Below are 11620 nucleotides of genomic sequence, written 5' to 3'. Positions count from 1 at the left end.
GGAGGGGACGGACGTGGTCGGTGGGGTCGCAGGAATCGGCGGGATCGGTGGGACCGGTGGGCTGTCCGGGATGTCCATGGGCGCGGCGCTGGTCTGCCTCGTCGCGCTGGTCTGGCTGCTGGGCGGGCGGCACTACGGGATGCGGCGGGCGCGGCTGCTGCTCGCGGGCGGCGGAGTCGTGCCGACCGGGCCGCCTCCGTGGGACCGGCTGAGCGGGGAACTGCGGCGGCTGGGCGGCAGGTTGGGGGCCGAGTGGTGGGCGCTCGCGGCCGGACTGCTGCTGGCGGTGCTGGGTGCCTCGCTGATTCCGGTCGTCGCGGGGGCGGCCGGGGTGCCGGTGCTGCGCAGGGTCCGGCGGGCGCGGCAGGCCGCACGCGACCGTGAGCGGCGGGCCGACGCGGTGATCGCCCTGTGCGGCTCCCTCGCCGGGGAGGTGCGTGCCGGACGACAGCCGGGGGAGGCGCTGCCACAGGCGGCCCGGGACACCGGAGGGCTCGGCGACGCGCAGGGGGCCGTGGTCGCGGCGGCGCGGTTCGGCGGGGACGTGCCCGGCGCGCTCGCCACGGCGGCCCGGCAGCCGGGTGCCGAGGGACTGCTGGGGCTGGCCGCGTGCTGGCGGGTGGCGGTGGACCAGGGCGCCGGACTCGCGGTCGGCCTGGACCGGCTGGACGCGGCTCTGCGCGCCGAGCGGGACCAACGCGCCGACCTGCGTGCGCAGTTGTCGGGCGCTCGGGCGACCGCCGTACTGCTCGCCGCCCTCCCCGCCCTCGGCCTGCTCCTCGGCACGGCCATGGGCGCCGACCCGCTCCACGTCCTGCTCCACACCGGCGCGGGCCTGGGCTGCCTGACGGTCGGCGCGGCCTTCGAAGCGGCGGGGACGGCGTGGGCGGCCCGGATCGTGCGGGGAGCGGAGGCGGTGTGAGGGGGAGGCCAGGAAGGCGAGAGACGCGGAGAGACGCGGAGAGGCGAGGGGAACGGGCGGTATGAGCGCGGAAGTTGTCCACAGGGTGGGGATGGCCGTGGTCGTGGTGCTGGGCGTCGGGTGGGCGGTCCGACGGCTGGAGCTGGCGCGGCGGCGACGCCGGTCGCGGCGTCGAATGGCCGAGCTGCTGGGGCTGGACGTGCCGGTGCCGAGGCGCTCCTTCGAGGTCGCGGGCGCGCTGCGGCGGTGGCTGCCGCCGGCCGGGGCCGGGTGCGGCGCGTGGGCGCTGGTCGGTGGCCTGCCCGGGGCCGCCCTGGGACTGGCCGTCGGTGCGGGGCTGTGGCGGTGGCACAGCCGGCGGGCGGCGGCCGCCGGGGTGGAGTCGGCGGACGGGGCCGAGGCCGCACGCCGACTCCCGCTCGCCGCCGATCTGCTGGCCGCCTGTATCGCGGCCGGTGCCGGTCCGGTGATCGCGGCCCAGGCGGTGGGAGAGGCGCTCGGCGGGCCCGTCGGCCAGGCGCTGGCGCGGGGCGCGGCGGAGGTCCGGCTCGGCGGTGAACCGGCCGACGCGTGGCGCCGGTTGGCCGCGCTGCCCGGCGCGGCGGCGCTGGCGCGGCTGCTGGCGCGGGCCGACGAGTCCGGGCTGCCGGCGGCCGCCCCGGCCGCGCGCCTCGCCTCGGACGCCCGCGCGCAGTGGACTCGCGGGGCCACCGCCCGGGCCCGGCGCGCCGCCGTACTGATCTCGGCGCCCGTGGGCCTGTGCTTCCTGCCCGCCTTCATCGCCGTCGGCGTGCTCCCCGTCGTGATCGGACTCGCGGGCGGCGTGCGGGGAGGGAGGTGAGGCGTACGGGGGCGAACGAGAGCGACTAGACGTGCATGAACACAAAAGACCTGAAATCTCACGGGGGTTGGAATGAACAGGAAGATCAAGGAAGTCGTGGTGCGGCTGCGGGGCAGGGGCCGCAGGGACGCCGGCATGGTCACGTCGGAGTACGCGATGGGGATCCTGGCGGCCGTCGGATTCGCGGTGCTGCTCTACGAGGTCGTCACCAGCGGCCAGGTCCGGGCCGAGCTCCAGTCGATCGTGAAGAGGGCCCTCAGTGCGCGGATGTGAGCGAGGGGCGGACCGGGGGTTCGTGACGGCCGAGGCGGCCGTGGTGCTCTGCGTGCTGGTGGCGTTCACGATGGCGCTGGTCTGGGGGCTGCTCGTGGTGGCGGCGCAGATCCAGTGCGTGGACGCGGCCCGCACGGGCGCCCGGGCCGCCGCCCGGCAGGACCCGGCCGACGCGGTGGTGACGGTGACCCGGGAGGCGGCACCGCGCGGGGCACGCGTGACCGTGGAGCGCGTGGGCGACCAGGTCCGGGTGACGGTGACGGCCAGACCGCCGGTGCTCGGCGGGCTGCCCTTCGAGGTCCGCGAGCAGGCCATGGCGCTGGCCGAGGAGACGGTGGGAGCGCGGGAGGAGGGGCCGTGACAGGCAAGGTCGGGCGAACCGGCGGCCCTGCCTGCGGATGCCGGGGAAGAGACTGCCCGGAGGACCGGCCCTGCGCCGGCCGGGACCGGGGGTCCGCCACCGTGTGGAGCCTCGGGGTGATCGCCCTGCTGTGCGTGGTGTTCGGTGCCGTGCTCGCGCTCGGGCACGCCGTCGTCGTCCGGCACCGCGCGGCCGGCGGCGCGGATCTGGCCGCGCTCGCGGCGGCGGACCACTGGGCCGAGGGCGGGGCGGCGGCCTGCGCCCGGGCCGGGCGGGTGGCGGCGGCCCAGGGGGTACGGCTGGTGCGGTGCGCGATCGTGGGCGAGACCTCGGACGTGACGGCGGCCGCGGGAAGAGGCCCGTTCGCGGCGGAGGTCAGGTCGAGAGCGGGCCCCGCGGGGCCGCTCCCGGCTCCTGCGCCCCCGCCTCTGCCTCCGTCCCCGCCTCTGCCCCCGTCTCCCGCACAGTCCGCACCGCTGGCTCCGCGGACTTCTCCTCCGGTGCCCCTCGCAACAGCACGGTGAGGAGCCGGACCGCCCCCCGCTTGTGCAACGGGTCGTTGCCGTTGCCGCACTTGGGGGACTGGATGCAGGACGGGCAGCCGGCCTCGCACTCGCAGGAGGCGATGGCCTCGCGGGTGGCGGCGAGCCAGGTGCGGGCGGTGTGGAAGGCGCGCTCGGCGAAGCCCGCGCCGCCGGGGTGGCCGTCGTAGACGAAGACCGTCGGAAGGAGGGTGTCGGGGTGGAGGGGGACGGAGACGCCCCCGATGTCCCAGCGGTCGCAGGTCGCGAACAGGGGCAGCAGGCCGATGGAGGCGTGCTCGGCGGCGTGCAGGGCGCCGCCGAGGATCTCCGGGTTGATCCGGGCCTCGTCCAGCTGGTCGTCGGTGACCGTCCACCACACCGCGCGCGTGCGCAGGGTGCGAGGAGGGAGGTCGAGTTTCGTCTCGCCGAGCACTTCGCCGGTGATGAGGCGCCGGCGCAGGAAGGAGACCACCTGGTTGGTGACCTCGACCGAGCCGTAGCACAGACGGCCGGCGCCCCAGGGGATCTCGGTGTCCGTCTCCAGGACGGAGATCGAGGTGGTGTCGCGGGCGACCGTGGAGTACGGCGGGTCGGCCTGCTCGACCAGGGCCACCGAGTCCTCCAGGTCCAGCCGGCGCACCAGATAGGTGCGGCCCTGGTGGAGATGGACCGCGCCCTCGTGGACCGTGGAGTGCGCGGCGCCCGCGTCGACCGTGCCCAGCAGGCGGCCGGTGCCCTCCTCCACGACCTGCACCGGGCTGCCCCCGGCGCCGCGGATGTCGGTCAGGTCGGCGGCCCGCTCCCGGCGGGTCCAGTGCCAGGCCCTGGTGCGCCTGCGCAGCAGCTTCGCGGCCTCCAGCTGGGGCAGCACGTCCGCGCAGGCGGGGCCGAAGAGGTCCAGGTCCTGCTCGGTCAGCGGGAGTTCCGCCGCGGCCGCACACAGGTGCGGGGCGAGGACGTAGGGGTTGTCGGGGTCGAGGACCGTCGACTCCACCGGTTGGTCGAACAGGGCCTCCGGATGGTGGACCAGGAACGTGTCCAGCGGGTCGTCGCGGGCGACCAGCACGGCGAGCGCACCCTGCCCGGAGCGGCCCGCTCGGCCCGCCTGCTGCCACAGGGACGCACGCGTGCCCGGATAGCCGGCGATCACCACCGCGTCCAGGCCGGAGACGTCCACGCCCAGCTCCAGGGCGGTCGTGGCGGCGAGGCCGAGGAGGTCGCCGGAGTGCAGGGCGCGTTCCAGGGCGCGCCGCTCCTCGGGGAGGTAGCCGCCTCGGTAGGCGGCGACCCGCCGGACCAGGGAGCGGTCGACCTCGGCCAGCCGCTCCTGGGCGATGACCGAGATCAGCTCGGCGCCGCGCCGGGACCGTACGAAGGCGACCGAGCGCACGCCCTGCACGGTCAGGTCGGTCAGCAGGTCGGCGGTCTCCGCGGTGGCGGTGCGCCGGACGGGGGCGCCCTTCTCACCGTGCAGCTCGGTGAGCGGGGGCTCCCAGAGGGCGAAGACGACCTCACCGCGCGGGGAGGCGTCGTCGGCGACCTCGACCACCGGCAGACCGGTCAGCCGGCGGGCGGCGACGGACGGCTCGGCGGCGGTCGCCGAGGCCAGCAGGAAGACGGGCGACGCGCCGTAGCGGGCGCAGAGCCTGCGCAGGCGGCGCAGCACCTGGGCGACGTGCGAGCCGAAGACGCCGCGGTAGGTGTGGCACTCGTCGACGACGACGTACCTGAGCGACTTCAGGAAGGAGGACCAGCGCGGGTGGGACGGGAGTATCCCGCGGTGCAGCATGTCGGGGTTGGTGAGGACGTAGTTGGCGTACTGGCGGATCCACTCCCGTTGCTCGACCGGGGTGTCGCCGTCGTACACGGCGGGGCGCACGGCGTTGCCAAGGGGTTGTGAAAGTTCCTTCACCGACCGGCACTGGTCCGCCGCGAGCGCCTTGGTGGGGGACAGGTACAGCGCGGTGGCCCCGCGCCCGTTCGGGGCCTCGGAGCCGTCCAGCAGGGTGGACAGGACGGGCACGAGGTACGCGAGGGACTTGCCGGAGGCGGTGCCGGTGGCGACGACCACCGAATCGCCGTCCAGGGCGTGCTCGGCGGCCAGCGCCTGGTGTGCCCATGGATGCTCGATCCCGGCCGCCCGCACGGCCGCGATCACTTCCGACCGAATCCGGTCAGGCCAGACGGCATGGCGGCCCGCGCGCGGGGGCAAGTGCTCCGTATGAGTGATGCGCGCAGCCCGGCTCGGCCCGGAGGCGAGCCGGTCCAGGACCACGCCCGGAGACGGGCGGGACGCCGGGTTCGCCGGGGATCGATCGGATCGGAGATTCTTGGCCATCGGCACCGAGTGTGTCACTGGCGTGACGGACAATGGAGCCAAGGCGTCGTGCACGCCTGCCGGTAAGTGATTGAATGCCATCGCGGCTGGCGAAGCGTCCCGGGGGCCGCAAGCCGAGGTGCCCGAGGGGCGACCCGCTCGATAGCAAGGTGCTGGAGGATCCGTGGACCTGTCCCTGTCGACCGAGACCGTCGGCGATCGTACGGTCGTCCGAGTCGGTGGTGAAATCGACGTGTATACCGCGCCCAAGCTGCGCGAGCAGCTGGTCGAGCTGGTGAACGACGGGAATTTCCACCTCGTCGTCGACATGGAGGGCGTGGACTTCCTCGACTCCACCGGGCTCGGCGTGCTGGTCGGCGGCCTGAAGCGTGTGCGTGCCCACGAGGGCTCGCTGCGCCTGGTCTGCAACCAGGAGCGCATTCTCAAGATCTTCCGTATCACCGGCCTCACCAAGGTGTTCCCGATCCACACCTCGGTCGAGGAAGCGGTGGCGGCCACCGACTGACCTGGATCGTCCGTCGGCGTCGGGCTCCTGCCGGGAGTCCGGCGCCGGGCGGTCCCGTCCGGGCCGATGACGTGGCCCGGACGCCGACGTACATCTGGGGTGCGGGCGCTCGGCGTCCCCGCGTCCCGACCGCACGCCCATAGCCGCGAGGGGGATGCATGGCCACTGTCGAACTCCGCTTCAGCGCGCTGCCCGAGCACGTCCGGACCGCCCGGTTGGTGGCGGCCGCGGTGGCACGCAGGGCCGGAGTGGACGAGGCCGTCCTGGACGAGGTCCGGCTCGCCGTGGGCGAGGCCTGCTCCCGTGCCGTCGGGCTGCACCAGAACAGCGGCATCTCGGCACCCGTGAAGGTGGCGCTGATCGAAGAGGAGAAACAGTTCTCCATCGAGGTCGGCGACGAGGCCCCGCACGCCACCCCGGACGCGCCCGGCGCGGCGCAGGACGGCGAGGCGGACGTCGAGGAGGACGAGATGGGCCTCGCGGTCATCAGCGGCCTCGTCGACGACATGGAGGTCACCACCGGGCAGGACGGCGGCCTGATCCGCATGACCTGGCCGACCACACCGCCGGCGGCGGTCGTGCTCTGAAAGCCGTCGCACCACTTCACGAGGGCCCTGCCGAGCAGGGCCCTCGGTGTTTTTCCGGCACGAACAGAGATCCTTCCGAATTCGTGAAGGAATTCACGATCACCGTCAATGCCCCGGGGGCATTACTCCATTCGGGTTGTCTGGCGCGGTCTCGATCATTTGCCGATGAGCCGGTTAGGCTAATTCCGTTTACCGCGCTCTGTTGAGATCACTCCGGGGTACCTAGAATCCGTCCACATCTTGAGCTCAGTCCAAGCGTCAAGGAGGACGAATGGCGGGGCTTTCTACTTCTCCATCGGTTCACTCGACCAACCTCGCGGCCGCGGTCCTGACCGACCACAACCGCATCCTCGTGGCCGTCGTCGCCGTGGTCGCCCTGGCCGCGCTGGTGGTCGCGGCGATCCTGGTGCGCCAGGTGCTGGCCGCGGGCGAGGGCACCGACAGCATGAAGCGGATCGCCGAGGCGGTCCAGGAAGGCGCGAAGGCGTATCTCGCCCGGCAGTTGCGCACACTCGGCGCATTCGCCGTCGTCGTCTTCTTCCTGCTCATGCTGCTGCCCGCGGACGACTGGAATCAGCGGGCCGGACGATCGGTGTTCTTCTTGATCGGCGCGGTCTTCTCCGCGGCCACCGGCTATATCGGCATGTGGCTGGCCGTGCGCAGCAATGTGCGGGTCGCCGCGGCCGCCCGGGAAGCCACACCGGCGCCGGGCGAGACGGAAAAGGATCTCACCACCGTCTCGCACACGGCGATGAAGATCGCATTTCGCACGGGCGGCGTCGTCGGCATGTTCACGGTGGGCCTCGGCCTGCTGGGCGCCTCCTGCGTGGTGCTCGTCTATGCGGCCGACGCGCCGAAGGTGCTGGAGGGCTTCGGCCTCGGCGCCGCCCTGATCGCCATGTTCATGAGGGTGGGCGGCGGCATCTTCACCAAGGCCGCCGACGTCGGCGCCGACCTGGTCGGCAAGGTCGAGCAGGGCATTCCGGAGGACGATCCGCGCAATGCCGCGACCATCGCCGACAACGTGGGCGACAACGTCGGCGACTGCGCGGGCATGGCGGCCGACCTCTTCGAGTCGTACGCCGTGACCCTGGTGGCCGCGCTGATCCTCGGCAAGGTCGCCTTCGGCGACTCCGGGCTGGCGTTCCCGCTGCTCGTGCCGGCCATCGGCGTCGTCACCGCGATGATCGGCATCTTCGCGGTCGCCCCGCGCCGCGCGGACCGCAGCGGCATGAGCGCGATCAACCGCGGCTTCTTCATCTCCGCGGTGATCTCCCTCGTGCTGGTGGCGGTCGCGGTCTTCGTCTACCTGCCGTCGTCGTACTCCGCCCTGCACGGCGTGACGGACGCGGCGATCCGGGGCAAGGCCGGCGATCCGCGGATGCTCGCCCTCGTCGCGGTCGCCATCGGCATCCTGCTCGCCGCCGTCATCCAGCAGCTCACCGGCTACTTCACCGAGACCACCCGGCGCCCCGTGCGGGACGTCGGCAAGACCTCCCTCACCGGCCCGGCGACGGTCGTGCTGTCCGGCATCTCGCTCGGTCTGGAGTCCGCCGTCTACACCGCGCTGCTCATCGGGCTGAGCGTGTACGGCGCGTTCCTGCTCGGCGGTACGTCGATCATGCTGGCGCTGTTCGCGGTCGCCCTCGCCGGCACCGGTCTGCTCACCACGGTCGGCGTGATCGTCGCCATGGACACGTTCGGCCCGGTCTCCGACAACGCCCAGGGCATCGCCGAGATGTCCGGTGACGTCGCGGGCGCGGGTGCCCAGGTGCTCACCAACCTGGACGCGGTCGGCAACACCACCAAGGCCATCACCAAGGGCATCGCCATCGCCACCGCCGTCCTCGCGGCCTCGGCGCTGTTCGGGTCGTACCGGGACGCCATCACCACCAACGTGCAGAACGTGGGGGAGAAGCTCACCGGGCCCGGTTCACCGCTGAGTCTGTCGCTGGACATCTCGCAGCCCAACAACCTCGTCGGCCTCATCGCGGGCGCCGCGGTCGTCTTCCTCTTCTCCGGACTGGCCATCAACGCCGTGTCGCGTTCGGCGGGTTCGGTGGTGTTCGAGGTGCGGCGGCAGTTCCGCGAGCACCCCGGGATCATGGACTACACCGAGAAGCCCGAGTACGGGCGTGTCGTCGACATCTGCACCAAGGACGCCCTGCGGGAGCTGGCCACCCCGGGTCTGCTCGCCGTGATGGCGCCCATCTTCGTCGGCTTCACATTGGGCGTCGGCGCGCTCGGCTCCTATCTCGCCGGCGCGATCGGCGCGGGCACGCTGATGGCGGTGTTCCTCGCCAACTCCGGTGGCGCCTGGGACAACGCCAAGAAGCTGGTGGAGGACGGCCACCACGGCGGCAAGGGCAGCGACGCCCATGCGGCCACGGTGATCGGCGACACCGTCGGCGACCCGTTCAAGGACACGGCCGGACCGGCCATCAACCCGCTGTTGAAGGTCATGAACCTGGTCTCGCTGCTCATCGCGCCCGCGGTGATCAAGTTCTCCTACGGCGCCGACAAGAACATCGGCGTACGGATCCTGATCTCGGCCCTCTCACTCGCCGTGATCGTCATCGCCGTGTACGTCTCCAAGCGGCGCGGCATCGCCGTGGGCGACGACGAGAGTGCCGAGCGGGTCGCCAACTCGGCCAGTACAGCGGTGGCTTCGTAGCCGTACCGCTGGTTCGTTCCAGAAGCCCTGCTCAACGGGTGGGCGGGCGGCGCGTGTTGACGTGCCGTCCGCCCACCCGCGTCTGCGAGGACGTGTGCGGGGCGTCCGCGGGTCGGCTGCGGGCCCGCCCGCGTGGTGAGCCTTCTCTCTCTCGGCTCTCTTGGTGCAAAGCGCCATAAGGGGCGCTTTAGGGGGCGTACGGGATGTGAGGGGTGTGCGCCCGACGTGTAGGGTCCGTGGGCCGAGAGCCATGGAAGGGACCGATCCGGTGAACAAGAAGCTCGCGGCCGCACTGTCCGGCGGTGCGGTACTGGTAGTGGCGCTGACGGGATGCACCGGCAGCGGCAGCGGCAGCAGTGGCGCCAAGGGGCCCGACCCCAAGATGGTCGCCTGGGCCAAGTCCGTGTGCCAGCCGCTGCCCGCGCAGCAGGCGAAGATCTCGGGTGCCTACGACGCGCTGTCGAAGGTCGCCAAGGACGGGCCGCCGAAGGACGTCCAGCAGACCGACTCCCAGGCCTTCCAGGACCTGGCCGACGGCTTCAAGGCGCGCGCGGCCACCCTGGACGGCGCCGGGGCGCCTCCGGGCGTCGAGGGCGGCGCGCAGAAGCAGCAGGACGCCGTCAAGAAGCTCACGGCCCTGTCGGCCGCGTACGCCGACCTGAAGAAGCGGGTGGACGGGCTCGACACCAAGGACCAGACGAAGTTCGCCTCCGGCCTGAGTGACCTCTCGGACCGGATGAAGGTGGTGCTGACGCAGTACGACAGTGTGATCACCGCCTTGAAGAACCTGGAGAAGGGCGACGTCAACGAGGCGGTGGCCAAGCAGGCGGGCTGCACGAAGACCTCCGGGTCGAGCTCCGCGTCGAGCTCGGCCTCGCCGTCGTCCGCCAACGGCTGAGTCGTCCGTCGCGGGCCACAATGGGGGGCGTGACTGACACCGGACTCGCCCCCCTGCCCGCCTCCGACCGGCCGGACGCCGCCGCGCGCCTGCGGGAGGCGCTGCTGGCCGCCTCCTTCACCGCCGACGGGCTGCTCGACCTGCTCGGCGCCCCCGCGTACGCGGCGCTGGCCCGCAGCGAGACCGTGCCCGCCCTGCGGGCGACCCGCGGCGACACGCCGCTGGAGACGCTCGTACGGCTCTTCCTGCTCCAGCAACCGGTGCCGTACGCGCGCGTGGCCGCCGTTCTGCCGGCCGAGGAGGCCGTGGACACCGGGTGGCTCACGCGCGTGGGCGGCGACGAGGTGGCCGCCACCGTGGACGTACGGCCCTACGGCGGCCCCGCCGGCGAGGACTGGTTCATCGTCTCCGACCTGGGCTGCGCGGTGGGCGGTGCGGGCGGCATCGGGCAGCACGACGAGGGAGTCGTCCTGGGCGTCGGCGGTGCCTCCACGACCCTCGCCGGCATCACCGTCCGTACCCCGGTGGCCTCGGCCCTGGACCTCGGTACCGGTTCCGGCATCCAGGCGCTGCACGCCGCCCAGCACGCCACGCGCGTGACTGCGACGGATCTCAACCCGCGCGCGCTGCACATCACCGCGCTCACGCTGGCGCTGTCCGGCGCGCCGGCGGCCGAGCTGCGCGAGGGCTCGCTCTTCGAGCCGGTCCGGGACGACGAGACGTACGACCTGATCGTCTCCAACCCGCCCTTCGTCATCTCTCCCGGCGCCCGGCTGACGTACCGGGACGGCGGGATGGGCGGGGACGATCTGTGCCGCTCGCTCGTTCAGCAGGCGGGGGAACGGCTGAACGAGGGCGGGTTCGCGCAGTTCCTCGCCAACTGGCAGCACGTGGCAGGGGAGGACTGGCAGGACAGACTCAGGTCGTGGGTGCCGCGCGGGTGCGATGCCTGGATCGTGCAGCGCGAGGTGCAGGACGTCACGCAGTACGCCGAGCTGTGGCTGAGGGACGCCGGTGACCACCGCGGGGATCCGGCGGAGTACCAGGCGCGCTACGACGCCTGGCTCGACGAGTTCGAGGCGCGCAAGGCCAAGGCGGTCGGCTTCGGCTGGATCACCCTGCGCCGGACGGGTTCCGCCGAGCCCGTCGTCACGGTGGAGGAGTGGCCGCATCCGGTCGAGCAGCCTCTCGGGGACACGATCCTGGCGCACTTCGAGCGCCTCGACTATCTCCGCGAGCACGACGACGCGGCGCTGCTCGACGGCCACTTCAGGCTGACCGCCGAGGTGGTCCAGGAGCAGGTCGGCCTGCCCGGCGCCGAGGACCCGGAGCACGTGGTGCTGCGCCAGCACCGCGGCATGCGCCGGGCCACGAAGGTGGACACGATCGGCGCGGGCTTCGCGGGTGTGTGCGACGGCACGCTCAGCGCGGGCCGGATCCTGGACGCCATCGCCCAGCTCATGGACGAGAACCCGGTCCTGCTCCGCGACCGCACCCCGGCCCAGATCCGCCTGCTCGTGGAGCAGGGCTTCCTGGAGCCGGTGCGCTGACACCGCCCCGGCGCGTCCCGGCCGTCGGCGGAAGCCGGAGACCGGGGTCCACCGGGTGGCGACGGCGGCGTGCCGGGGCCCCGGCACGCCGCTCGGCGCGGGCGGATGCAAAAAGGCCGGAAAATGCGGATGGCATGTGTGGCCGAG

10 protein-coding genes and 1 pseudogene are annotated in these 11620 nt (G+C 73.0%); 10 read left to right on the top strand and 1 reads right to left on the bottom strand.

Annotation, left to right across the window (positions count from 1 at the left end; translation table 11 throughout):
* The first annotated feature begins 76 nt into the window (after positions 1 to 76).
* The 5 genes and pseudogenes from ACFC8N_RS38805 to ACFC8N_RS38785 form a co-directional block, all read left to right on the top strand.
* Positions 77 to 922 carry a type II secretion system F family protein gene (locus ACFC8N_RS38805; RefSeq protein ID WP_376293828.1) on the top strand — a complete coding sequence of 282 codons (846 nt, stop codon included), beginning with the start codon at positions 77 to 79 and terminating at the stop codon, positions 920 to 922.
* Between the two features lie 61 nt (positions 923 to 983).
* Entirely contained in the window at positions 984 to 1763 is a 780-nt protein-coding gene (locus tag ACFC8N_RS38800; protein ID WP_376293789.1) for a type II secretion system F family protein, read from the top strand.
* Between the two features lie 72 nt (positions 1764 to 1835).
* Complete coding sequence (locus tag ACFC8N_RS38795) at positions 1836 to 2036, top strand: DUF4244 domain-containing protein (RefSeq protein WP_356029337.1); 201 nt, start codon at positions 1836 to 1838, stop codon at positions 2034 to 2036.
* Positions 2037 to 2058: 22 nt separating this feature from the next.
* Complete coding sequence (locus ACFC8N_RS38790; RefSeq protein ID WP_376293787.1) at positions 2059 to 2397, top strand: TadE family type IV pilus minor pilin; 339 nt, start codon at positions 2059 to 2061, stop codon at positions 2395 to 2397.
* Positions 2394 to 2732 (top strand): annotated as a pseudogene (locus tag ACFC8N_RS38785) (Rv3654c family TadE-like protein); the annotation flags it as partial. The gene ACFC8N_RS38790 and the pseudogene ACFC8N_RS38785, both read left to right, overlap by 4 nt.
* Positions 2733 to 2772: 40 nt before the next feature.
* Here the strand turns inward: ACFC8N_RS38785 and ACFC8N_RS38780 are convergent.
* Positions 2773 to 5340: a DEAD/DEAH box helicase gene (locus tag ACFC8N_RS38780; protein WP_376293785.1), complete on the bottom strand. Its 2568-nt coding sequence runs from the start codon at positions 5338 to 5340 to the stop codon at positions 2773 to 2775.
* 82 nt (positions 5341 to 5422) lie between these two features.
* On the opposite strand from ACFC8N_RS38780, the gene bldG reads away from it, so the two are divergent.
* The 5 genes from bldG (at position 5423) to ACFC8N_RS38755 (ending at position 11473) form a co-directional block, all read left to right on the top strand.
* Positions 5423 to 5764 (top strand): anti-sigma factor antagonist BldG, encoded by a 342-nt coding sequence (gene bldG, locus ACFC8N_RS38775; protein ID WP_023547751.1) that lies wholly within the window; start codon positions 5423 to 5425, stop codon positions 5762 to 5764.
* A gap of 158 nt (positions 5765 to 5922) precedes the next feature.
* On the top strand, positions 5923 to 6351 hold the full coding sequence (locus tag ACFC8N_RS38770; RefSeq protein WP_376293782.1) for an ATP-binding protein: 429 nt from the start codon (positions 5923 to 5925) through the stop codon (positions 6349 to 6351).
* A gap of 271 nt (positions 6352 to 6622) precedes the next feature.
* A complete protein-coding gene (locus ACFC8N_RS38765) occupies positions 6623 to 9025 on the top strand; it encodes a sodium-translocating pyrophosphatase (protein WP_376293779.1) in 2403 nt (800 codons plus the stop codon).
* 268 nt (positions 9026 to 9293) lie between these two features.
* Positions 9294 to 9923, top strand: coding sequence for a small secreted protein (locus ACFC8N_RS38760; RefSeq protein WP_362821692.1), 630 nt, complete (start codon positions 9294 to 9296; stop codon positions 9921 to 9923).
* Positions 9924 to 9943: 20 nt separating this feature from the next.
* Complete coding sequence (locus tag ACFC8N_RS38755) at positions 9944 to 11473, top strand: methyltransferase (protein ID WP_362821691.1); 1530 nt, start codon at positions 9944 to 9946, stop codon at positions 11471 to 11473.
* Positions 11474 to 11620: the final 147 nt, after the last annotated feature.

Source organism: Streptomyces sp. NPDC055966, from assembly GCF_042269865.1.
In the GTDB taxonomy this organism is placed as follows: Bacteria; Actinomycetota; Actinomycetes; order Streptomycetales; family Streptomycetaceae; genus Streptomyces.
This window is presented reverse-complemented; position numbering and strand designations above follow the sequence as displayed.